We start from the raw sequence: 22,413 nt of genomic DNA, 5'->3' as shown, positions 1-22,413 counted from the left end.
TTCGGCGGCCGGCGGCAGGCGCATGCCCGCTTCACGCATCGACGCGCACGATCAGCTTGCCGCGCGCATGACCGGTGGCCAGGCGTTCCAGCGCGGCACGTGTGTCGTCGAACCTGAAGAGGCCGTCGGTGACGACCTGCAGCCGACCGGCTTCGAACAGCTGAAACGCCGCGGGCAGGTAGCGCGCGGCATCGGCGAAAAACACGAAGCTGCCTGCGTGACCCTCCCGTGCCTGGATGCCGAAGTCCACCGTGGTCGCGATGCGCCCACCGGCACCCAGCACGGCCCATGACTGCGCCAGCGTGTCGCCACCGAGGGTGTCGATCACCAGGTCGATGCCGCGCAGCTGGAAGACGTCCTGCGTGCGGTAGTCGATCACGTCGTCTGCGCCCAGGCTGCGCACCAGCTCGTGGTTGCTGGCGGACGCGGTGGCGATGACGCGGGCGCCGGCCTCGTGGGCCAGTTGCACCGCCATGCTGCCCACGCCACCGGCGCCGGCGTGGATCAGCACCGTTTCACCGGCCTGCAGCTGGCCGGTGTCGAACAAGGCCTGGCTGGCCGTGCCGAAGGCCGTCGGCAGTGCCGCGCCCTGCTCGAAGCTCATGCCCGCGGGCATGGGCACCACGGCACTGGCCGCCACCACCACCTGCTTGGCCAGGGCGCCACCCAGGCTCGGCGCACTGCGGCCCACCACACGGTCGCCGACCTTCAGGTGCCTGGCCTCTGCGCCCACCGACTCGACCGCGCCGCTGAAATCGGTGCCGGGCACGTAAGGCAGCACGATGGGAAACACCTGCTGCATCGTGCCCGCGATGATCTTGAGGTCCAGCGGGTTGATCGCGGTGGCTTCGACCCGGACGACGATCTCGTCGGCTTGAGGCGCACGAAGCCGGGCCTCGCCGAGCGCAATGGCTTCCGGCCCGCCGAAGGCTTGAATGAAGGCTGCTTTCATGGGGCTGCCTCTCCTTCAGGCCTGCGCCGGGAACTGGCCCAGCTGCAGGAAAAGGCCGAACCAGTCCTCCAGGTGCCAGGTGGTGGTCACGCGGCCGCCTTCGAGGGTGTGGAACTCATGCAGGCGGAAGCTCACCGCCTGGCCCGTGGGCGCGATGCCGAACAGCGGGCCGCGATGGGTGCCGCTGATCTCGGCGCGCACGCCGATACGGCCGGGCTCCTGCACCATGTCGTGCAGGGTGATCTTCACGTCGGGGAAGGCTTGCGCAACGCTGCGGATGATCGTCTTGATGCCTTCCGGTCCGGCCACCTGGCCAGGGGCCAGCGGGATGTCCTGCCAATCCGGCGCCAGCACGGCATCGACCAGATCGACGTTCTGTTCGGTGAAGGCGCGATAAAAGGTCTCGATGGCCTGGCGCTCGGCGCGCAGACGGGCGGCGCGTGTCTGGTCTGGGGTGTGCATGGGGTGAGCCCGTCGGTTGCTGTTGATGAGCCGATTCTGGGAACCCCCCCTAAAATCTGTCCAACAACTAGCGCGTATACAGATTCATCCACGGCATGGATTTTCACGGCATCGACCTCAACCTGCTCGTCGCCTTCGATGCCTTGATGGCCGAGCGCAACGTCACACGGGCGGCCGCGCGCGTGGGCGTCAGCCAGCCGGCGATGAGCGCGGCGTTGGCGCGGCTTCGCACGCTGCTGGGCGATCCGCTCTTCCTGCGTGGTGCCGGTGGCCTGCTGCCCACCCAGCGCGCGCGGGACCTGGGCGAGCCCTTGTCACAGGCGCTGGCGCAGATCAAGGCCACGCTGGTCAGCCCGGCCGAGTTCGTTCCGCACAAGGCGTCGCTGGTCTTCAACCTCGGGCTGCAGGACTACCCGACCTTCGTGCTGTTGCCCGCCTTGATGGAGGCGCTGGCCGCCCAGGCACCAGGCATTGCCTTGAACGTGCGGGCCTTCAATGACCGCGACCAGGCGGTGGACCTGCTCGATGCCGGCGCCATCGATGCGGCGGTCGGCGTGCTGCCGACGCAGGCGGATGGCCGCATCCTCACGCGGCCGGTGCTGCAGGACGAGTTCGTGACGATCCTGGCCCGCGACCATCCGGCGGCGCGGCGCGGGATGAGCATGAAGTGCTTCCTGTCCTTGACGCATGTGCTGGTGTCGCCCGAGGGCGACCGGCACGGCATCGTGGATCAGACGCTGGCGCAGGACGGCAAGGTGCGCAAGCTGGGCTTGACCGTGCCCCAGATGTTCGCGGTGCCGGGTGTGGTGGCGCGCACCCGGATGACCGCCACGCTGTTGAAGCGCTTTGCGCTCGCTTCAGAGGCGGCAGGCCAGCTGCTGCTGTTTCCGCCGCCGCTGGCGCTGCCGCCGATCGGCTTTCACCTGACCTGGCATCGACGCAACGACAGCCCACCTGCGCAGGTGTGGCTGCGCGATCTCATCGCCGCCACCGCCGCGCTGCTGTAAGGGCGGCAGGCATGGCTGCAGTGTGACGCAGCGCCCACCGCCCAGCCCTGTCAGCGGCAGGCCGTGCCTGCGGGCAGCAGGCGCGAGATGGCGGCGATGTCGCGGATGTCGATGGCGCCGTTCTGGTCCATGTCGGCCGCGTAGACGAAGCCCGCCTGGCCGGTGCGCTTGCCCACGGCCGCGGTGGCGGCCGTGAGGTCGGCGCAGCTGACCTGGGCGTCGCCGTTCACGTCACCGGGCACATAGGCTTCGATGTCGTAGGCATACAGCTTCACGCTGGTGCCGGCCTGCGGGCCCGCGGCCTGCAGGGCCACGAAGCCGCCGGTGGCGCCCTGGCGCTGGCTGATGGCATTGCCCGCGTCGCGGTTGGGCGTGGTGCCGCTGTCCACTTCCTTCAGCGCGTAGTGCTGGCTGTTGCCGGCCGAGAACAGGAACATCTTGAACTCGCCGGTGGCCGGGTCGATCGGCGTGTTGAACCACACCGCCTGGTCCAGCGCACGGTCGGCGATCTGCGAGCCTTCCTGCCCGTTGGTCTGCCGGGTGATCAGCGAGTTCTGGCCGCCCGCCACGGTGCCGGTGGCGCCATTGCCGCGGAACACGACGTGCGGGTACACGTTGGTGCCGTGTATGAAGCTTTCCATCGTGTGGCCTGCCTGGCCGGCGTAGGGGCCGGCGGCGGGGCTCGCCATCTCCTCGAACACGAACTTGGTGTTGTCCTGCGCCAGGGCCGGCTCGCCGTCGGTCGCGTTGGTGCTGCGCAGCGGCCACACGGTGTTGCCCCGCAGTGCCACCGGCGTGCGCGACAGCGACTCGGGCACCGCCGGCGCGGTGGTGGCCGGTTTGGTGCGGTTGGTCAGCGCAAAGGCGCGGGCGTCGCCGTTGTCCTGGTAGGCCGACTCCGCCGACACCACCATGTAGGTGCGACCCGGCTCGATGCGCTTGGCCACGCGCCAGGCCTTCTCGGTGGAGGCGTCCCGGGCCAGCCGCAGGCCGATCGGTCCGCTGATCGGGTCCTGCGCCTTCAGCACCAGCGTCTGGCGGCCATGCTTGGGCACCGCCTTCAGCTCGGCCGTGCCGGTGGCGCGGGCCAGGCCGTCACCGCCGTAGTAGGTCTTGTACTGCTTGAACCGGGTGGCACCGTCGCTGAAGCGGACCTCGGCATACGACAGCGGCTGCTCCAGCGTGTTGGCGTCCTGGAACCACGACACCGCCATGTGGCCGAAGCTCAGCACGTAGGTGGCGGTGTTCTCCACGCCCACGTTCTTGTAGGCCGGCGCAGGATCGGGGCCGCGGGCGGTCACCGTCACATGGCAGGGCTTGCCGGGGATCACGGCGCAGTCCGACGGGCTGTACTGGATGCGCTCGACTTTGAAGCCGGCCGGCAGCGACACGTTGTCGGCCGTGAAGTTCACGGCGCGGGTGCCGGCAGGCACGCTGATGTCCAGCGACGACTGCGCGTTCTTGCCGCCCCAGGTGCGGGCGCTGAAGGTCTCGCCGCCCCAGCGGAAGGTGGCGGTCACGCCGTTGGGGGGCAGGCCGGCATCACGCAGGTACTGCTCGGGGTTGGCCGCGGCCCAGTAGGCTTCCTTGGGCTGGCCGACGGCCGACCAGGGGTAGCCGTTGGTGTGGTAGCCGGGGTCGGTCATGCCCCACCAGGTGACACGGTGCACGCCGCCCTTGAACTCGGGGTGGCGGCCGCTGCTGCCCAGCGCGTATTCCTTGAGCAGGCTGAACAGCTTGGCGTACTGCACGCCCTGCACCATGAACAGGTCGTTCATCTCCGGCCCGTTCTGGATGCGCTGGCCCTTGTCCAGACCCAGCGAAGGCGCCAGGTCCAGCTCGGTCAGGTCGACGTTGGCGCCGGTGGACAGGTAGGTGCGGATGGTGCGCTCGAAGGCGTCCATGTTCAGGCGCATGTCCCAGTGGCCCTGGGTGCCGATCACGTCCACCAGCGGCCGCGGGTTGCCCTTGGCGTCCAGCAGCTGGCGGGCCTTGCCGGCGGCCACGTCGGCGGCATGGCGTTCATTGAACTCGCGCACCATGGCCGCGATGGCGCTGGCCTTGGAGTCGCGCTCGTTGTCGTTGAAGTCGTTGTAGTTCAGGATGGCCGTGGTGTTCTGCCGCGCGAAGAAGAACGCGTCGTACATGTAGTCCCAGCTCTTGCCACCCTTGGCATAGGCCTGCGCCCAGCGCGAAGGGCGCTCTTCCGGGCTGTAGCCCGAGCGCAGCGCGCTGCGCCAGTCGGCCGGGTTGTCGGGGCTGTCCTTGAAGGCTTCGTTGACCACGTCCCAGGCATAGGTCTTCTGCGGCTGCTTGTCGAAGTGGCCGGCCACGGTGCGGATGTAGTACTCCAGGTTCGAGCGCGCCATCGCGTAATCCCACGGCGTTTCCCAGCCGCCATTGGGCGTGAGCACGTTGGGCGCGGGCCACTGGGCCGACTGGTTGTGCCACAGCAGCGTGTGCCCGACCACCTTGACGCCACGGCTGTTGGCCGCGGCGATGTCGACGTTGATGCCGTTGCTGAAGTTGGTCAGGAAGGTGGGGTTGGGGTTGCTGGCGCCGCCGTTCCAGAACTCCGGCTTCATCGCATTGCCGGGGGTGACGATGTCGAAGTGCTTGATCGTCATCGCCGCCGTCGAGTTTTCGCCGGCCGTCACGCCGGCGGCGAAGTTGCTGGCGCTGAGGTTGGTGCTGCCGATGAGGAAGTGGTTCTTGTAGACGTCCTTCAACGCGGGCCAGTCGGCCGGGTTGGCGGGACGGTCGGCCGCCAGCGCGCCGTTGGCCACCGCGAACACGGCGGGCAGGGCGAGCGCCAGGCGCTTGATGTCGAAACTGCTGAACATCATGGATTCCTTGGGGTCGTGAGACGGGGTGGGGTCTTCAGACGGCGCCGGCCTGCGGCCGGCGTTGGCGCGTGGCACCCAGCAGGGCCACCAGGCCGAGGGCGAACAGGCCGTAGGTGGCGGGCTCGGGGACGGCGGTGACGAGGTTGTCTACGTTGACGTCGATGGTCGCGATGTTGGTGTCCACCAGCCCCACGTCGGACAGGCTGAAGCTGGCCAGGCCCGCCTGCCGCACGCCGAAGTTGAAGGTGGCGAGGTCGCCCGAGCCCGAGACTCCGGCTACCGGCCCGACCAGAAAGCCCAGCACGAAGCTGATGCTGCCGGCGCTGTTGTCGATGACGCCCGGCGCGAAGTCGGTGGCGCCGCCGCTGGCCAGGAAGCCTGCTTCCATGCTGCCGGTGGCCGTCAGCAGCGACGGGTCGAACTGGACGGTGAACTGGTAGCCATACAGGTCCACCACGTCCTGGGCCGAAACGGTGAGCGCGAAGCCCGCCGACGTGTTGGTGCCCGACAGCTTGATGGACGGCACTGCCTGCGCCGAGGACAGCAGCCCCAGCGCCAGCGCGCAGGCGCCCGCGGCCTGCGCCGCAAGGTGAGTCGCTTTCTTCATCTTTGTCTCCTCCTGGTGGGCTTGCGCCCGGTTGAGCGGCATGCGCGGTGCATGCCGCGTGTGCTCAATAGAACCAGCGCAAGGGCGCCAGCACGGTCTGCGGGAACACGACCATGACGAACATGACCACGAACTGCGCCGCCATGAACGGCAGCACGCCGCGCGTGACCTCGTCCATCTTCATGCGGCCGACGCCGGCCACCACGTTCAGGATGGTGCCCACCGGCGGGGTGATCAGGCCGATGGAGTTGTTGATGATGAACAGCACGCCGAAGTAGACGGGGTCGATGCCGGCCGCCTTGACCAGCGGCATCAGCACCGGCGTCATGATCAGGATGGTGGGCGTCATGTCCATCGCCGTGCCCACCAGCATCACCAGCAGCATGATGGCGATCAGCAGCAGCGTCTGGTGGTTCAGCAGCGGTTGCAGCAGGTCCACCATCTGCGCGGGCAGGTTGGCCACGGTGATGAGCCAGGCCGACACCATGGCCGCGGCCACCAGGAACATCACCACCGCCGTGGTGCGCGCCGCGGTGATGAAGATGGTGACCAGCGCCGCCATCGTCAGCTCGCGGTAGATCACCCGCGCCACGAAGAGCGCATACACCGCGGCCACCACCGCGGCCTCGGTGGGCGTGAACACGCCCATGCGCAGGCCCACGAGGATGAACACCGGCAGCAGCAGCGCCCACACCGATTCACGCGCGGCGGCCCGGATCTGCGCGCCGGTCTTGCGCGGCGGCAGCGGCAGGCTTTCCTTGCGGCCCACCCACCACCAGGTCAGCGCCAGGCCCGCGCCGATCATGATGCCGGGGAAGATGCCGGCGATGAACAGCTTGCTGATGGACACGTTGGCCGTGACGCCGAAGATCACGAAGCCGATGCTGGGCGGGATGATCGGACCGATGACGCCCGAGGCGGCGATGAGGCCGCCCGACACCTCGCGCTTGTGGCCGGCCTTGATCATCATCGGCAGCAGCAGCGCGGTCAGCGCCGCCGCATCGGCCACCGCCGAGCCCGACAGCGCCGACAGCAGGCAGCCCGCCAGCACCACCACGTAGCCGAGCCCGCCCTTGACGTGGCCCACCAGCGCCAGCGCGAAGTTGACGATGCGCTGCGACAGCCCGCCGACGTTCATGATCTCGCCGGCCAGCATGAAGAAGGGCACCGCCAGCAGCGGAAAGCTGTCGGCGCCGTTGATGAAGTTCTGCGCCAGGATCTGCGCATCGAAGAGGTCGAGGTGCCACATCAGCGCCACGCCGCTGGCCAGCAGCGCATAGGCGATGGGAATGCCCAGCGCCATCGCGCCGACGAGGCTGCCGAGGAAGATGAAGACGGTCATGGTTCAGCGGCCGATCGATGAGGGGGCTGGGTGGGCTTGGCCGGGCTGCGCATCGCCGCGGGCCAGTTCGGCCTGCAGGCTTTCCAGCTCGGCCTGTTCTTCCGATTCCTTGACCATCACCAGCTCGCTCTCGCGCAGGCGGCCGGTGAGTGCACGCGCCAGCTGCAGCAGCAGCAGCGCACCGGCGCACACGGAAAAGAACACGCCCGTGGCATAGAAGAGGGCCACCGGCGCACCGGTGACGGGTGCTTCCACGTCCATGTTGATGGCGGCCTGCTGCCAGCTGCCCTGGAAGAACAGCCAGGTGATGTAGAGCATGAGCACATGGCCCAGCACCAGGCACAGCCGTTTGCCGCGCACCGGCAGGCGGCCCACCAGCATGTCGGTGCCCAGGTGGCCGCCTTCCTTCAGCGCGGCCACCGCGCCCATGAAGCACAGCCACACGAACAGCCAGCGCGCGACCTCTTCACTGACGGCGATGCCCGAGTTGAAGGCATAGCGCAGCACCACGTTGCCGAACACCAGCACCACCATCACCGCCAGCGCGGCGGCGATCAGCAGGTCGATGGCGCGGCAGAAGCGCTGGATGACGGCGTCCAGCAGGCTCACAGCCGAACCCCTTCCAGCAGCCCGCGGGCGGCCAGGTTGCCGATGAAGGCCCGCAGGCCGAAGCGCCAGGGCGGCGCCGTCTCGCAATGCGTCACGCGGTTGCGCAGGCTGCCCAGCCACTGGCTCTGGATGGTGACCACGTCGCCCAGCTTGTGGGTGAAGCCGCCGCCGGGCTGGTCGCGGTCTTCGGTGGGCGCGAACAGCGTGCCCAGGAACAGCATGAAGCCGTCGGGGTACTGGTGGCAGGCCAGGGTCTGCGCCACCAGGTCGGCCGGGTCGCGGCTGATGCTGGCCATGGTGTTGATGCCGCGCAGCGTGAAGTCGTCGGTGCCGGCCACTTCCAGGTGCACCGTCTCGCTGCGCAGCTGCGCCAGCCCGAAGGTGTGGTCGAAGAGGCGGATGAACGGGCCGATGGCACACGACGCGTTGTTGTCCTTGGCCTTGCCCAGCAGCAGTGCGCTGCGGCCTTCGATGTCGCGCAGGTTCACGTCGTTGCCCAGCGCGGCGCCCACGATGCCGCCGCGGCTGTTGACGGCCAGCACCACCTCGGGCTCGGGGTTGTTCCACTGCGAATCGGCGCGGATGCCGATGTCCTGGCCATGGCCCATCGAGGCCAGCACCGGCGCCTTGGTGAACACCTCGGCATCGGGCCCGATGCCCACTTCCAGGTACTGCGACCAGAGCTTGCGCTCCTGCAGCAGCTGCTTGAGCGCCATCGCCTGCGGCGAGCCGGGGCGGATGTTGGACAGGCTGTCGCCGATGAGGGCTTGCACCTGCGCGCGCAGGCCCTCGGCGCGGCTGGCATCGCCGCCGGCCTGCTCTTCGATCACCCGCTCGATCATGCTGGCCGCAAACGTCACGCCCGCGGCCTTGACCACCTGCAGGTCGCAGGGCGCCAGCAGCCAGGGCTGGCTGTCGTCGCGGCCCTCGGGCCGGCTGTTGTCCAGCAGCGCCTCGACGCTGCACAGGCGCTCGCCGATCAAGGCACTCACCGCCTGCGCCGGCTGGGCCACCTCCAGCAGCGTGCTCATGGTCGGGAACTGTTCGCTCAGGTCGAACACGCCGTCGGCGCGCAGCGCCACCACCGCCGGGCCGGCCGGTGCGCCAGGGCGCCACACGCGGCCCACCAGGGTGCCGGCCAGGCCGTCCCGCGGCAGCACGGGATGCAGGCCATCGGTGCGTGCCGGCATGGCCGTTGTCGTTGCAGTCATGAAAAGCGTTCCTCGTGCGGGTCTAGTGGTTGTGGCGCGGCGTGCGCTCGGCGATGCGGCGGTACTTCAGGGCCATGTCCAGCGTGGCGCCGTCCACCAGCTGGCCGGTGTGGCTGCGGTAGATCTCTTCCCAGGGCGACTGGCTGGCCGGCACCGGCGGTGGCGGCAGCTCGCGCCGGCGGCGCTCGATCTCCTCGGGCGGCACCAGCGCATCGCAGCGGCCGGCGTTGAGGTCGATGCGCAGGCGGTCGCCGGTCTGCAGCCAGCTCAGGCCCCCGCCCACCGCGCTTTCGGGCGACACGTTGAGGATGGAGGGGCTGTCGGCGGTGCCCGACTGGCGGCCGTCGCCCAGCGTGGGCAGGGTCTGGATGCCGCGCTGGATCAATGCATCGGGCGGCTGCATGTTCACCACCTCGGCCGAGCCGGGCCAGCCGATGGGGCCGGCGCCGCGCATCACCAGGATGCAGCCTTCGTCGATGGCCAGCGCCGGGTCGTTGATGCGGGCGTGGTAGTCGTCGGCGCCGTCGAACACGATGGCACGCGCCTCGAACACGCCTTCCTGGCCGGGGCGGCTCAGGTAGCGCTCACGAAAGCGCGGCGAGATGACCGACGTCTTCATGATGCCGAAGTCGAACAGGTTGCCCCGGAGCACCAGAAAGCCGGCCTTGTCCATCAGCGGCTCGGCAAAGGGCCGGATCACCTCGCGGTCAGTCGCCTGGCGGCCCTCGATGTTCTGGGCCACGCTGCGGCCGGTGACGCTGGCGCAATCGCCATGCAGGCGGCCGGCCTGCTGCAGCTCCCACATCAGCGCGGGCACGCCGCCGGCGCGGAAGAAACGCTCGCCCAGGAAGCGGCCGGCCGGCTGCATGTCCAGCAGCAGCGGCAGGTCGTAGGCCTGCTCGGTCCAGTCTTCGGGCCGCAGGTCCACGCCGGCATGGCGGGCCATGGCCATGATGTGCACCTGCGCATTGCTGGAGCCACCCGCGCAGCTGACCACCGACAGCGCATTGAGGAAGCTCTCGCGGGTGAGGATGCGCGAAGGCCGCAGGTCTTCATGCGCCATGCCCACGATGCGGCGGCCGGTCTCGTACGCCATCTGCCCGCGTTCGCGGTAAGGCGCCGGAATGGCCGCGCAGCCGGGCAGCGACAGGCCCAGCGCCTCGGCCACCGCGTTCATGGTCGAGGCGGTGCCCATGGTGTTGCAGTGGCCGGCCGAAGGCGCGCTGCTGCAGGCGCGCTGCAGGAATTCGTCCTCGTCGATCTCGCCGGCGGCCAGCTGCCGGCGGCTGCGCCAGATCACCGTGCCCGAGCCCACCAGCTGGTTGTCGTGCCAGCCGTCCAGCATGGGCCCGCCCGACAGCACGATGGCCGGGATGTCCACGGTGCAGGCGGCCATGATGCCGGCCGGTGTGGTCTTGTCGCAGCCGGTGGTCAGCACCACCGCGTCGATGGGGTAGCCGTACAGCACCTCCACCAGGCCCAGGTAGGCCAGGTTGCGGTCGAGGGCTGCGGTGGGGCGGCGGCAGTTTTCGAAGATGGGGTGCACCGGGAATTCCATCGGAATGCCGCCGGCGTCGCGGATGCCGTCGCGCACACGCCGCGCCAGTTCCAGGTGGATGCGGTTGCAGGGCGACAGGTCGCTGCCCGTCTGTGCAATGCCGATGATGGGCCGGCCCGAGCGCAGCTCTTCAGGGGTCAGTCCGTAGTTCATGAAGCGCTCGAGGTAGAGCGCGGTCATGTCGGAGCGTTGGGGATCGGCGAACCAATCGCGCGAGCGAAAGCGCCGCCCAGCCGGGTTGTCCATGGCGTGGTCGAAGAGAAAGGGCAGGAAAGAAGGGGCGTCGGCAGGGCCGCCCCGGCAAAGGCAGGCCGGCTTACTTGGCCGCGCCCGCGGCGCCGCGCGCCTTGGCCAGTTCGCTGTTCATCTCGGCGGTGGTGTCTTCGCCGAATTCCTTGCTGAACTTGGCCAGCACCGGCTGCAGCTTGGTGCGCATCTTGGCCTGCTCGGCCGCCGGCAGCTCGGTGATCTGCATGCCGGCCTTCTTCAGGTCGGCCAGCGCGGTGTTGGAGAAGGCGCGGATGGTCTTGCGCTCGTACAGCGTGGCTTCACGCGCGGCATCGCTGACGATCTTCTGCTCGTCGGCCGACAGCCCGTCCCAGGTCTTCTTGGACATCAGCAGCACCCAGGCGCTGTACATGTGCCGCGACAGCACCAGGTGCTTCTGCACCTCGTAGAACTTGCTGGCCAGGATGGTGGCCGGCGGGTTCTCCTGGCCGTCCACCGCGGCCTGTTCCATCGCCGAATACAGCTCGGTGAAGGGCATGGGCGTGGCATTGGCACCCAGCGCGCTGAAGGTGTCGAGGAACAGCGGGCTCTGGATGACGCGCAGCTTCAGGCCGCTGAGGTCGTCGGCCTTGTTGATCGGCCGGCGCGAGTTGGTGACGTGGCGAAAGCCGTTCTCCCAGAAGCCCAGGCCGATCAGGCCCTTCTCGGGCAGCTTGGCCAGCAGCTTCTGGCCGAAGGGGCCGTCCAGCACCGCGTCGGCCTCCTGCTCGTTGTTGAAGGTCAGCGGTAGGTTGAGCACGCCGAAGGGCTTGACCAGCGTGACCAGCGTGGAGCTGTCGGGGATGGTCATCTCCAGCGTGCCGCCGCGCAGGGCCGAGGTCATGCTCACGTCGTTGCCCAGCGAGCCGCTGGCGTACACGCGGGCCGACAGCTTGCCGCCGCTCTTGGCGGCCAGCTGCTCGCCGAAGTGCTTGAGCGCCATGGCCTGCGGATGGTCTTCGCTGAGGCCGGTGCCGATCTTGAACACATGTTCCTTGACCTGGGCGGACACGGGGCTGGCCAGTGCGGTGAGCAGGGCGGCGGCAAGGGCGAGGGACTTGAACTGCATGGATGTCTCCGGAAGAGGTGATGGCCTTCTGGGGGGCCTTGTTGGTGGGGCTGAAGGCTAGGGGGGCACCCCCGTCCGGTCCACTGACTTTTTCGCTAGCATCCATTCCAAATGGTGATGAGTAGCGAATCAGATTCTGGAAAACCCTTGGTGATGGCCCAGGTCGCGCGGCTGCGCTTCCGTCATCTGCAGTTCCTCGACATCCTGGGAAAAACGCGCAATCTGCGTTTAACGGCAGAGCAAATGCACATAACGCAGCCGGCTGCCACCAAGGTTCTGATGGACATCGAAGAAATGCTGGCGGCGCGGCTGTTCGACCGTTTGCCGCGCGGCATGCGGCCGAATGAGCTCGGACTCTTCACTTTGCGTTATGCCCATGCGGCGCTCGACGGGCACCGCAAATTCGTCGACGAATTCAGCACGCTCAAGCAGGGGGGGCATGGCCACCTTTCGATCGGCGCCATCTCGGGCTCGGCCGCGCACCTGCTGATCGCGGCGGTGGCCGAGCTGCAGCGGCTGCGCCCGCTGCTGGTGGTCAAGGTGCTGGAGCAAAGCAGCGACCAGCTCATCGTGTGGCTGGCCGAGCGCAAGATCGACGTGATGATCGGCCGCTTCACCGACGAGGCGCAGCGCGACCAGTTCCAGTACGAACGCCTGGCCGGCGAAAGCCTGCAGATCACCGCCGGCGTGCACCATCCGCTGCGCGGGCCGCAGGCGCCGGGGCTGGCCGAGCTGTCCAACTGGCCGTGGATCCTGTATCCGGCGTCCACCGCGCTGCGCAAGGTGTCGGACGAGATCTTCAGCAGTACCGGCCTGTCGCTCACCTCCGGCATCGTCGAGACGCCGTCCTTCCTGTTCGCGCTGGAGCTGCTGCAAAGCACTCACATGCTGTCGCTGCAGCCGGCGGCGCTGGTGGACAAGTTCGTGCGCCGCGGGCTGCTCACGCGCATTGCCGCCGACCTGCCCGAGCGCATGCCCGACTACGGCCTGATCACGCTGCAGGGCGAGCCGCCCAGCACCGCGACGCTGGCCTTCATGGAGGTGATCCGCGGGCTGGCCGGCGCGGAGGTGGCGCCCACCTGAGCCGCGTGGCGGCCGTGGCCCGATTCAGGGCGGCGGCGCCAGCGGCAGCTCGCACCAGAAGCTGCTGCCTTCACCGGGCGCGCTGCGCAGGCCGATGCGCCCGCCCATCGCCTCCACGATGCCCTTGCTCACCGCCAGGCCCATGCCCGAGCTGGCACTGGCGCAGTGGGCCGCGCCGCTGGCCGATTGGTAGAAGGCCTTGAAGATGTGCTGCTGCTCCTCGGCCGCGATGCCGGGGCCGGTGTCCGTCACGCTCAGCCTGACCCGCTCGCCGCCCGCCACCGTCTCGATGCGCAGCTCGATGTGGCCGCTCTGGGTGAACTTGAAGGCATTGCCCAGGAAGTTGGTCAGCACCTGGCGCAGCCGCTGGCCATCGGCCTGCAGCGTGGGGGGCACGTCGTCGGCGATGTGCACCCGCAGCGCCACCCGGCCCGACGAATGCTGCAGCTGGAACAGCTCCGCCAACGCCAGCGCCAGCTCGCGCAGCTGCACTGGCCCGGGGTGCAGGCGCAGCTGGCCGTGGGCCATTTCGCCCAGGTCCATGATGTCGTTGACCAGACCCAGCAGCGACTCGGCCGAGGCCTTGGTGAGCATGGCCAGTCGGCGCTGCCGTTCGTTGAGGTTGGAAGCCAGCAGCATGGCCGTGAGTCCCATCACCCCGCCCAGCGGCGTGCGCATGTCGTGGCTCACGCGGGCCAGGTCGATGGCGCTGCCGGTGGGCCGGGCGCCGGTGGCGGCGCGTTCCAGCGCCGCCATGCGCTGCGCATGCCGCGCCAGCAGCCGCTCGACCACCGCCAGCGCGCCCCAGCGCAGGCCGCTGGCCCAGGCCAGGCTGAACCAGTGCTGCGCGGCCTCGCGCTGGCCGCCCTCGAGCAGGGCTTCGCTGCAGGCCTGCTCGATCAGCAGCTGGTCGCGCAGGAAGCCGCCGGCCTGGGCGCCCTGGCGCGCACGCTCGAAGAGGCCCAGCGCCGCGTCCAGCTCGCCGGCGCGGGCCGCCTGCACCGCCTGCACCAGCTGCAGCTTGTGGGCCACGTTCACCGGGGCCGCCTGCGCCCACACCGCCAGCTGCTCGCGGTGGCTGCCGGCCGGGTCGGCCGGCGCGCTCAGGGCGGCCAGCACCAGCAGGTCGATGGACAGCACGGTGGCGGTGCCGTTGGCGGCCAGCGGCAGCGCCTGCTGGCAGGCGGCCCAGCAGGCATCGGCCTCGCCGCGGTGCCAGGCCAGCAGCGCGCGCAGGGTGTGCGCGGTGAACAGCGAGAAGGCGTTCTGCGCCTGGGCCAGCCGCTGCAGCTCCTGCGCTTCGTCGAAGGCGGGGCCGTCCAGCTGCAAGGGCTTTGCTGCGGCGTCGCCGCGCAGCGCGCGCAAGCCCTGCAGCCACACCCGGCAGTGGTGGTGCGAGAAGTCGTGGCCGAACTGGCGCACGGTGTGGCTGCGCAGGCCGTGGCCGGCCAGCAGCTCTTCCAGCGGCACCATGCCGAAGGCCTTGTCGCAGTACAGGAAGGCGGCATAGCCCAGGTACTCCTGGTCGCCGGCCACCTGGCAGTCTTCATAAGCCTGCAGCATCGGCGCCAGCTGCTCGTGCAGCGGCAGCCGCCAGTGCCGCAGAAAGCCCAGGCACAACACGCGCACCTTGCAGCCCAGCGGCGGGTGTTGCAGGCGCGGCAGCAGGGCCAGGGCCACTTCGCTGGCCTCGAAGGCGGCCTGCGGCCGGCCCATGCCGCACAGCGTCAGGCCGTAGTTGGTCCAGGCCAGGGCGGTCCAGTCGGAGGCCGGCCACTGCACCGCCAGACCGATCATGGTGCGGATGACGCGGGCGTACATCTCGAACGAGGTGATGTAGGCGCACGGCGTCAGTGCCACCAGCAGCCGGTGGGCGCAGTCGACGCGCGGGTTGCCGGCCTGCGGTGCCACGTCGGGCAGTGCCGCCGGCACGTCGGGCCAGGCCGCGGCGTCGGCCAGCGACAGCAAGGGCACGCCCAGTGCGGCCAGGGTCTGCTGCCCCAGTTGCAGCGCCTCGGCCAGCCGGTTGCGCGCCAGCAGGATCAGCAGCCGCAGCTCGTCGATGCGGGCCGATTCCAGGGCATCGGGCTGGTGATCGGCCGCCTGCTGCAGCAGGTCTTCGGCCACGTCGAAGCGGGCCGCGGCGCAGGCCACCTCGGCGGCGCGCCGGTACAGCGCGAAGGCCTGCGCGCTGCCGGCTTCGTCGGGCTGCAGGCGGCGCGCCTGCACCGCCCGCAGGAAGTAGTTCAGCGCCTCGCCGGTGGCACCTTTGGCGCTGGCCAGCTGGCCGGCGCGCTCGTTCAGCTGCGCGGCGGTGGCCGGGTCGAGCCCGCCCGCGGGTGTCTGCTGCACATCGTTGAACTGCTGGACGATGGTGAACAGGAACTGGTTCAGCCGGCCTTCTTCCACCGCATGCTGCAGCAGGCCGGCGCCCAGCCGCACGCGCAGTGCGTCGCGCCGGGCGGGGGTGATGCGCTCATAAGCCGCCTGCTGCACCGCGTCGTGCAAAAAGCGCAGGCCCAGCGCAGGGTCGGTCGCCGTCTCGTCGTCGGCCGGCAGCAGCAGCCCGGCCGACAGCGCCGGCGCCAGGTCGCGGCACACCTGCAGCGCCGAGCTGCCGCGGCCGGCGGCCAGGCTGTCCACCGACCAGGCAGCGCCCAGGTGGGCCGCGTCGCTGAGGGTGGATTGCGTGGCCTCGGGCAGCGTGTGCAGCCGCGCCTGCACCAGCTCGGCGGTGCTGCGGTAGGCCGACAGATCGGCCAGCCGCGCCAGGTCGACCTGCCAGCCGCGGCCGTGTGCATCGGGCGCGATGGCACCGAACTGCTCGGCCGCCCGCAGCAGCTGCAGGGTCTTGAAGGGGTTGCCCTCGCCTTGCCGGGCCAGCAGGGCGGCGGCCTGGTCGATCGGCTGGCCGGCCCCCGCGCCGGCCGCCGCCAGCAGGGCCGTGATGTCGTCGGCGGTCCAGGCCTGCACCGGGATGCGGCGCAGGTCGAGCCCGGCGGTGGCCTGCAGCCGGGCCAGCCAGTGGTGCAGCGGATGGTCGTCGTCCACGGCCTCGCTGCGGTAGGCGCACAGCACCAGCAGGCTGCCCATGCGCGGCTCGGCCAGCAGGCTTTCCATCAGCTCCAGCGAACGCGGGTCGGCCCATTGCAGGTCGTCGATGAACAGCACCAGTGGCGCATCACCGGCCGTCAGCGCCACCACCAGGCGGCGCAAGGCCAGCTCGAAGCGGATGCGGCTGGCATCGCCCCCCAGCTCGGGCGCCGGCGCCTGCGGGCCGATCAGCTGGGCCAGCCAGGGCAGCGCGGGGGTGAGCACACCGGCCATCGCCCCCAGTTCGGCGCGGATGGCGCCGGCCACCGCTTCGCGCGCGGCGGGCAGCAGCAGGCCGCAGCCGGCCAGCGCTTCGTCCAGCGCGCCCAGCAGCGGGGCCAGCGGCGACTGGCTGCCGTACTGGTTGAACTTGCCGGCGGCCACCCGTGCGCCCAGCGCGCGCATGGCCTGGCAGGCGGCCTGCACCACCGAGGTCTTGCCGATGCCCGACTGCCCCTCCACCACGGCCAGCACCGGTTGCGCGCTGCTGGCCGCGCTGCAGGCATCGCGGCGCCGGTCGGCGGCGGCCAGGGCCTGCAGCATGCGGTCGCTCTCGTGCGCACGGCCGATGCGGTCGGCCGGCAGCTGCCAGCAGGCCGGGCGCCCCAACGCCAGCGCACCGTTGTGCGCCGTGCCGCGCACCAGCACCTGGCACAGCGCCTGCGCGCTGCGAAAGCCGCCGGGGCCGCCGGCCTGCCACAAGGCCAGCAGCACCTGCCGCATGAAGCCATCAACCGGCAGGGCCTGCAGGCGCGCCAGGGGTTCGTCGGTGGCGCCAGGGGCCGGCGCTTGCAGCCAGCTGCGGTCGCCGGTCAGGCGCCAGGCCAGCAGGCCGCCCAGTGCGGCCAGGTCGGCCGCGGCGGCGGGCAGCGGATGGGCGGGGTCGGTGGCCCGCACGAAGCCGCCATGGTCAAGATCGGTGAGCCAGGCCTGGGCACTGACCGGCTGCCACAGCACCGTCTCGGGCGACAGCCGCCCATGCACGATGCCGTGGCGCTCCAGCGATTGCAGCACCCGCCCCAAGGCCAGTGCCAGGGCCAGCACATCGGCCTGCGGGGCGGGAGCCGTGGCCTGGGCCGCAAGCGTCTCGGGCCAAGCGTCCAGGTCCAGCGATTCGCGGTAGAGCAGGCCGTGGGCATCGGCCTGCAGGGCCAGGGGGCGGGGGCAGCCCGCGCCATCGAGCGCGGCGCTGAGCAAGGCATGGCGCCGCAGGCAGGCGCGTTGCACACGTTCGGCGAAAGACCAGCCGACCTTGCACACACGGCAGACGATGGCGCCTTCCTGGGCGAATTGCCAATTCAGCAGCAGTGGCCATCCGGGCAGGGCGTGCAAGACAAAGTCTCCAATCCCGCGACGAATTGCGATGCCAATGGCATGGCTACTGCTGACTGAATGACCGCAATCGCGCTGATTTCACTTTAGCCAATTCACACCAGGCGATTGCAGTTTTTTGAGTCGCCCTTACAGCTCCGAGGTCAGGAACTTCAGCGTGGTGCCGCCTTCGGCGGTGACGATCCAGTGGTCGCTGTCCCAGCTCACGCTGCCCAGGCCCCAGGTCACCAGCGGCAGGGTGTAGCGCTTCCTGGGCAGCAGCCAGGTCACGTCCTTCAGGCCTTGCGCATTGGTGGCGGTGTAGGTGCTGAGCGAGCCCAGGTTGCTGGTGCTCCAGCTGGTCTGCAGCCGCCGCTGTGCGAAGTCGGCCACCTGCGCCATCGTGTACCAGCGGAAGCGGTTGGACAGCTGCAGCCCGTCGGCGCGGTTGAGCAGCGCGTTGATGGGCTTGAGGTGGCCGGCCGCGCCGGGCGGATGGTTGTAGAACATCCGGTTGGTGCGGTGGTTGACCACGAAGCTCTGCAGATCGATCAGCCACTGGCCCGATTGCTGGTCGCTGATGCCGAAGTCGTCGAACTCTTCGAAGGTGGCGTACTTGCCGTTGGGCGTGACCGGAATGGCCCACAGGTTGCGGGTCAGGCGGGCGCCGTCGCGCCAGGGCCGCACCGCCGGTGCGCCGCCGTCGCCCACGGTGTAGTAGGCCACCACGCCGCGGGCTTCCAGCCATCGCACGGCCCAGGCGGGGTTGTTGCCGGTGGGTGCCGAGTACTCGCGGATCTTGCGGCCGGTCACCTTCTCGATGGCGTCGAAATTCTTCGACAGCAGTGTGGTCAGGTCGGGTGAATTGGCTTCGTTGGCAAAGGCGCCCCAGTAATCGTGGATCCAGCCGCCGTGCGAGCCGATCTCATGGTTCACCGGCAGCGAATAGGCATAACGGCCGACGTTGCCCAAGCGGCGCAGCAGGTCTTGCGACTGGGCATTGCCGTCCAGGTTCATGCCGTTGCCGTCGCCGAAATTGATGACGTCTGGCCCCGCCGTCAAATGGATGCTGAAGGCGCCGCGGCGCAGCACGCTGGTCTTGTCGAGCAGGCCCTTGATGTCCGTCAGCAGGTCGTCGCCGTCGTCGATGTGCCAGTTGTAGATCAGGCCGCCACGGCCGCGCGGCTGCGCCGACAGCGTGGTGATGCGCACCTCATCGCGCGCGAACTGGCTGAGAAAGCCGTGCAGCGGCGCGCTGTCGGTGCCCACCGCCTTGAAGTAGCCCAGCGGGATGTTGACGAACAGCACCTGCCCGCTGCCGTAGCTGCGCTTGCCGGCCACCACGCCGTGGTCGGGCGACGACAGATACACCGTGCCCGGGAACTGCCCGGTGGTCACGTAGCTGAAGTAGCCCAGCGCGCCGTAGCCATAACCGCTGATGGTGTGCAGCGAGGTGTCGGTGCTGGTGCTGGACACGTTGCGCTCCAGGGCCACCGTGCCGTCGCTGCTCAGCACCGCTTCCACCTCGTCGTTGCCGCGCAGCCAGTTGTCGAAGCTGAGGAAGGCGGTGGCCGCGGTGGCCAGCGTCTGGCGGGTGCCCAGGCGGGTGGCGGACGAGGTCTCGGTGCCGATGCCCAGCACGTCGCGCAGCGCGCGCAGCCGCAGCCGGCGCACGTTGGCCGAGCCGTCGTCGATCCAGCGGTGGCGGCTGCGCACCGTCTCGCGCATGGCCTGGGTGGCGCCGGGGTCGGCCACGGTGGCGGGCACGTAGGCGGCGGCAGTCACACCGGCCACGCTGGTCACCGGTGCATACGGGGCGTACTTGCCCGGCGGGATGGACAGCGCATCCAGCCGTGCCTTGGTGCCCACCACCGGACCGAAGCCCACCATCGTGGCGGCGCCGCTGCCGTTGTTCCAGTTGACGTAGTTGACGCCCACCATGTCGGAAAAGCGCGAAGGGCCGGTCAGCGGGTAGAAGCCGGCGTCGGTCTGCGCACCGGCGTCGTACACCAGCATCAGCTTGCCGCCCAGGTAGGCGTACTGCTTGACGGCGGCCACCACCGCATCGCTGGCACGGATGTGGGCGCTGTCGGGCACGATCAGCCCGCCGATGTTGGCCGCGGCATTGCGGCCCAGGGCCAGGAAGGCCGAGTCGGTGATCACGTCCAGGCGGATGCCTTCTTCGGCCGCCGAATCGGTCCACACCTGCACCTGCCAGCTGCTCAGGCTGGCGCCATCGGGCACCAGCATCGTCAGCCGGTCGCGCGGCGGGCCGGCCAGTGCGGCGGTGCAGGCGGTGGCCAGCAGCGTGGGGGCCAGCAGGCGGGCCAGGCCGCGCTGCAGCCGTGCCAGGCGGCTGCTGTGGATGGGGGTGGGGTGCATGGTTCCTCCTTCTTCAGTGGGTGGTCGGGGTGCAGGGAATCAGGGGCGCGCCACCGGCGGGGCCAGCCAGAGCAGCCACAGCAGGTCGCCGATGTGAAAGGGCGGTGCAAAGCCCGCCGGCCCCAGCCAGGCGCTGCGGGCGCGGGCCAGCCAGGCGCGGGCGCGTTCGTCGTCGCCGGTGCAGCGGGCGGCCACGGCCACGGCGGGCCACCAGAAGCCGTCGGGGTCGACGCTGCGGCTGCTCCAGTCCAGCGGCGGCTGCTGCCAGCCCTGGATGGCACGGCGCCAGGCCTCGGCATTGCGCTGCGCATCGCCGACGCCCCATAGCAGCGGCCAGGCCTGGGCCATGGTGTCGGGGTACCAGCGCGGCGGGCGCGGGCGGGCGGGCGTGCCCAGGCTGACGCGCCACCAGCCGGCGTCGGCCTGCCACAGCCGCTCCTGCATGGCGGTGGCCAGCCGGGCGGCCATCTCCTCCTGGTGGCGCTGGCCGGCTTCGTCGGCCCACAGGGCGCGCAGCAACCGGCCCCAGGCCAGGCGCGCGGCCAGCACTTCCACCTGGTCCATGGTGTAGACCACGCGGTGCAGCGGCTTGGCCAGCGTCAGCCCGTCGCCCAGGGTCAGCCGTTCGATGGCGGCGGCGGCCTGCGCCAGCGCATTGCGCACCGGCGCTTCGGCCAGCACCGCATCGGCGCCCTGGCGCTGCATCGCATCGGCCAGCAGCAGCAGCGAAGCGGCGGTGCTGTCGTCAGCGTCCACGTGATGGCACAGGCTGCGTGCCAGGTCGGGCGGGCAGGGGGTGGCGGTGGCCTGGCCTTCACGCACCCAGTGGTCCAGCACCACGCCGGCCGAAGCGCCGCCGGTGGCCGCATGCCGGGCCTGCCAGCGCAGCCAGTCGGCGGCCAGCGGCAGCGTGCCCGGCGCGTCCACCGCCAGCGCGCCCAGCACCGCCAGGTTGGCCTGGTAGGCCGAAACCTGCTGCCAGGCGCGGCCGGCGCCGTCCACATGGCCGGCGGCCAGGCTGTGGCGCAGCGCGCCATGCCTGGGCTGACCGGGCGCCTGCACCGCCAGCCGCTGCAGCATCTGCAGGCCGGCATCGCGCAACGCCGGCTCCACCAGCGGCGCGGCGGCACAGCCGCCTTGCACCGGCACGGCGGCCAGCGCGGTGGCGCCGGCGGCCAGCCAGGCGGCCAGGCCGGTGGCCAGCCGGCGCAGCGGTGGGGTGGTGCAGCGTGGCTTCATGCCAGGTCCAGCGCGGGCCGGCGCCAGCTCATGCCCCAGCCGTACAAGGCCACGAAACCCAGGATGGGCAGCATCACGCCGCCCAGCAGGTGCAGCACCGGCATGGCCACCAGGCCCAGCAGGACCACCAGCGCCGCATGGCAGGCGTACTGCAGCGGCGTGAGCACCAGCACGAAGAGCAGCGTCAGCAGCGTGAGCAGCACCCGGTGCCACCAGGCCACCGGGAAGATGTAGAAGGTGGCCAGGTGCAGCCAGGGCGTCAGCAGCATCAGCATCCAGGCCTGGCGCAGGCCGCTGCCCACGTGGCTGCGCACCGAATGCGGAAAGCTGGCCGGCCACAGCACGAAGAACAGCAGCGCGGCGCCATGCGTCAGCGCCACGAAGCGCAGCAGGAAGGTCAGCGGCCGCGCTGCATCGGGCAGGCGTGCGGGCAGCCACCACAGCAGCACCAGCGCCACTGCATGGCCCAGCACCGCCAGGCCGGTGAGGCCGCGCAGGCGCACTTCCAGCCCCGGCACCGCCAGCGTGGCCACCTCGCCGCCGCCCACCGCGGGCGTGAAGTCGCCGGGCAGGGCCAGGCCCCGCATCCACCACAGCAACACGTCGCTCCAGGCCTGCGCCACCCAGGGCTGCAGCCGCAGCAGCGCGACCGTGAAGGCCGCGGCCAGCAGGGCCCCGGCCAGCAGCCGGCCCGGCGGCAGGCGCAGGCTCCGGATGGAGCGGTGCGGCAGGATGGTGCCGCCGCGGTGGCCGCGGCGGTGCAGGTCAGGAGGCAGTGCGGCGGGCATGGGGGTCACCATTGGTAGAAGAGGCCCAGGCTGAGCGAGGTGCGGCGGTACCCGCGGGAGCTGCCGTTCACGTACTGCTCAACCATGCCCGTCATGCCCCACAAGGGGCCCAGCCACAGCCGGCCGGTGAGGCTGGCCGAGTGGCTGGGAAAGTTGGCGATCTGGCGCTCGGGGCCCACCGCCTGGTAGGCCTCGCGGCCGCGCGACCAGCGCAGGCTGAGGTAGTAGTCGCCTTCCAGGCCCTGCGTGGCGGCCAGGTAGGGCATGGCCGAGCGCACCTGGCCGGGCTGGCTGATGTTGAGCACGGTGCCGGCCTCGAACGACCAGCCGCCGGGCAGGTAGGCCGCGCCCGAGACGCGCCAGCCACCGTCGCTGCGGCCACCTTCGTAGCGTGCGTCGTACCAGCCCAGGCGGGTGACCCAGGCCAGTTGCTCGCCCCAGGCGCGGCCCAGGTCCAGGTCGATGCGCCGCTGCGGCCAGATCGGGCCGCCATGGCCGGCCGCAAACGCCGCCGACGCATTCCAGCGCGGCGACAGCACATGGGTGTAGCCCAGCGCCACCAGGCCGCCATGGGCACCGAAGCGCTG

Annotated in this window: 16 protein-coding genes; 2 read left to right on the top strand and 14 right to left on the bottom strand. The window is 70.4% G+C overall.

Annotated elements, in window-relative coordinates:
- Positions 1-31: 31 nt before the first annotated feature.
- Together ABNT58_RS20660 and ABNT58_RS20655 are read right to left on the bottom strand one after the other, a co-directional pair.
- Positions 32-952 (bottom strand): NADP-dependent oxidoreductase, encoded by a 921-nt coding sequence (locus ABNT58_RS20660; protein ID WP_348755299.1) that lies wholly within the window; start codon positions 950-952, stop codon positions 32-34.
- Positions 953-967: 15 nt separating this feature from the next.
- Positions 968-1,414 (bottom strand): ester cyclase, encoded by a 447-nt coding sequence (locus ABNT58_RS20655; RefSeq protein WP_348755298.1) that lies wholly within the window; start codon positions 1,412-1,414, stop codon positions 968-970.
- 95 nt (positions 1,415-1,509) lie between these two features.
- On the opposite strand from ABNT58_RS20655, the gene ABNT58_RS20650 reads away from it, so the two are divergent.
- Entirely contained in the window at positions 1,510-2,421 is a 912-nt protein-coding gene (locus tag ABNT58_RS20650; RefSeq protein WP_348755297.1) for a LysR family transcriptional regulator, read from the top strand.
- Between the two features lie 50 nt (positions 2,422-2,471).
- Here the strand turns inward: ABNT58_RS20650 and ABNT58_RS20645 are convergent, their stop codons facing one another.
- The 7 genes from ABNT58_RS20645 to ABNT58_RS20615 form a co-directional block, all read right to left on the bottom strand.
- The gene (locus tag ABNT58_RS20645; protein ID WP_348755296.1) at positions 2,472-5,264 is read right to left on the bottom strand and encodes an endo-1,4-beta-xylanase; all 2,793 of its coding nucleotides are present in this window, start codon (positions 5,262-5,264) and stop codon (positions 2,472-2,474) included.
- A 37-nt stretch (positions 5,265-5,301) separates the two neighbouring features.
- On the bottom strand, positions 5,302-5,874 hold the full coding sequence (locus ABNT58_RS20640) for a cohesin domain-containing protein (RefSeq protein ID WP_348755295.1): 573 nt from the start codon (positions 5,872-5,874) through the stop codon (positions 5,302-5,304).
- A gap of 64 nt (positions 5,875-5,938) precedes the next feature.
- The gene (locus ABNT58_RS20635; protein WP_348755294.1) at positions 5,939-7,216 is read right to left on the bottom strand and encodes a TRAP transporter large permease subunit; all 1,278 of its coding nucleotides are present in this window, start codon (positions 7,214-7,216) and stop codon (positions 5,939-5,941) included.
- Positions 7,217-7,219: 3 nt separating this feature from the next.
- Entirely contained in the window at positions 7,220-7,819 is a 600-nt protein-coding gene (locus tag ABNT58_RS20630) for a TRAP transporter small permease (protein WP_348755300.1), read from the bottom strand.
- Between the two features lie 2 nt (positions 7,820-7,821).
- Entirely contained in the window at positions 7,822-9,036 is a 1,215-nt protein-coding gene (locus ABNT58_RS20625) for a fumarylacetoacetate hydrolase family protein (RefSeq protein WP_348755293.1), read from the bottom strand.
- 22 nt (positions 9,037-9,058) lie between these two features.
- Entirely contained in the window at positions 9,059-10,840 is a 1,782-nt protein-coding gene (locus tag ABNT58_RS20620) for an IlvD/Edd family dehydratase (protein WP_348755292.1), read from the bottom strand.
- Positions 10,841-10,910: 70 nt separating this feature from the next.
- Positions 10,911-11,930, bottom strand: a complete 1,020-nt coding sequence (locus ABNT58_RS20615) for a TRAP transporter substrate-binding protein (protein WP_348755291.1) — start codon at positions 11,928-11,930, stop codon at positions 10,911-10,913.
- A 153-nt stretch (positions 11,931-12,083) separates the two neighbouring features.
- Here ABNT58_RS20615 and ABNT58_RS20610 point away from each other — a divergent pair, with 153 nt between their 5' ends.
- Complete coding sequence (locus ABNT58_RS20610; RefSeq protein WP_348755290.1) at positions 12,084-13,013, top strand: LysR family transcriptional regulator; 930 nt, start codon at positions 12,084-12,086, stop codon at positions 13,011-13,013.
- A gap of 24 nt (positions 13,014-13,037) precedes the next feature.
- Here ABNT58_RS20610 and ABNT58_RS20605 read toward each other — a convergent pair whose 3' ends face one another.
- From ABNT58_RS20605 to ABNT58_RS20585, 5 genes are all read right to left on the bottom strand, one after another.
- Complete coding sequence (locus ABNT58_RS20605) at positions 13,038-17,438, bottom strand: ATP-binding protein (RefSeq protein WP_348755289.1); 4,401 nt, start codon at positions 17,436-17,438, stop codon at positions 13,038-13,040.
- A 129-nt stretch (positions 17,439-17,567) separates the two neighbouring features.
- Positions 17,568-19,799 carry a hypothetical protein gene (locus ABNT58_RS20600; RefSeq protein WP_348755288.1) on the bottom strand — a complete coding sequence of 744 codons (2,232 nt, stop codon included), beginning with the start codon at positions 19,797-19,799 and terminating at the stop codon, positions 17,568-17,570.
- Positions 19,800-19,838: 39 nt separating this feature from the next.
- The gene (locus tag ABNT58_RS20595; protein WP_348755287.1) at positions 19,839-21,038 is read right to left on the bottom strand and encodes a hypothetical protein; all 1,200 of its coding nucleotides are present in this window, start codon (positions 21,036-21,038) and stop codon (positions 19,839-19,841) included.
- On the bottom strand, positions 21,035-21,826 hold the full coding sequence (locus tag ABNT58_RS20590; protein ID WP_348755286.1) for a hypothetical protein: 792 nt from the start codon (positions 21,824-21,826) through the stop codon (positions 21,035-21,037). Before ABNT58_RS20590 ends, ABNT58_RS20595 begins: the two co-directional genes overlap by 4 nt.
- Positions 21,827-21,831: 5 nt before the next feature.
- Positions 21,832-22,413, bottom strand: a 582-nt coding sequence (locus ABNT58_RS20585) for a YaiO family outer membrane beta-barrel protein (RefSeq protein ID WP_348755285.1), incomplete at its 5' end; no start/stop codon positions are given.

It is taken from the genome of uncultured Aquincola sp. (genome assembly GCF_964001545.1).
In the GTDB taxonomy this organism is placed as follows: Bacteria; Pseudomonadota; Gammaproteobacteria; order Burkholderiales; family Burkholderiaceae_C; genus Aquincola.
This window is presented reverse-complemented; position numbering and strand designations above follow the sequence as displayed.

What these genes read in the sequence shown, in the direction of transcription:
- ABNT58_RS20660 (WP_348755299.1), bottom strand. Translation starts at nt 952, where the DNA reads ATGAAAGCAGCCTTCATTCAAGCCTTCGGCGGGCCGGAAGCCATTGCG.
- ABNT58_RS20655 (WP_348755298.1), bottom strand. Translation starts at nt 1,414, where the DNA reads ATGCACACCCCAGACCAGACACGCGCCGCCCGTCTGCGCGCCGAGCGC.
- ABNT58_RS20650 (WP_348755297.1), top strand. Translation starts at nt 1,510, where the DNA reads ATGGATTTTCACGGCATCGACCTCAACCTGCTCGTCGCCTTCGATGCC.
- ABNT58_RS20645 (WP_348755296.1), bottom strand. Translation starts at nt 5,264, where the DNA reads ATGTTCAGCAGTTTCGACATCAAGCGCCTGGCGCTCGCCCTGCCCGCC.
- ABNT58_RS20640 (WP_348755295.1), bottom strand. Translation starts at nt 5,874, where the DNA reads ATGAAGAAAGCGACTCACCTTGCGGCGCAGGCCGCGGGCGCCTGCGCG.
- ABNT58_RS20635 (WP_348755294.1), bottom strand. Translation starts at nt 7,216, where the DNA reads ATGACCGTCTTCATCTTCCTCGGCAGCCTCGTCGGCGCGATGGCGCTG.
- ABNT58_RS20625 (WP_348755293.1), bottom strand. Translation starts at nt 9,036, where the DNA reads ATGACTGCAACGACAACGGCCATGCCGGCACGCACCGATGGCCTGCAT.
- ABNT58_RS20620 (WP_348755292.1), bottom strand. Translation starts at nt 10,840, where the DNA reads ATGGACAACCCGGCTGGGCGGCGCTTTCGCTCGCGCGATTGGTTCGCC.
- ABNT58_RS20615 (WP_348755291.1), bottom strand. Translation starts at nt 11,930, where the DNA reads ATGCAGTTCAAGTCCCTCGCCCTTGCCGCCGCCCTGCTCACCGCACTG.
- ABNT58_RS20610 (WP_348755290.1), top strand. Translation starts at nt 12,084, where the DNA reads ATGGCCCAGGTCGCGCGGCTGCGCTTCCGTCATCTGCAGTTCCTCGAC.
- ABNT58_RS20600 (WP_348755288.1), bottom strand. Translation starts at nt 19,799, where the DNA reads ATGCACCCCACCCCCATCCACAGCAGCCGCCTGGCACGGCTGCAGCGC.
- ABNT58_RS20595 (WP_348755287.1), bottom strand. Translation starts at nt 21,038, where the DNA reads ATGAAGCCACGCTGCACCACCCCACCGCTGCGCCGGCTGGCCACCGGC.
- ABNT58_RS20590 (WP_348755286.1), bottom strand. Translation starts at nt 21,826, where the DNA reads ATGCCCGCCGCACTGCCTCCTGACCTGCACCGCCGCGGCCACCGCGGC.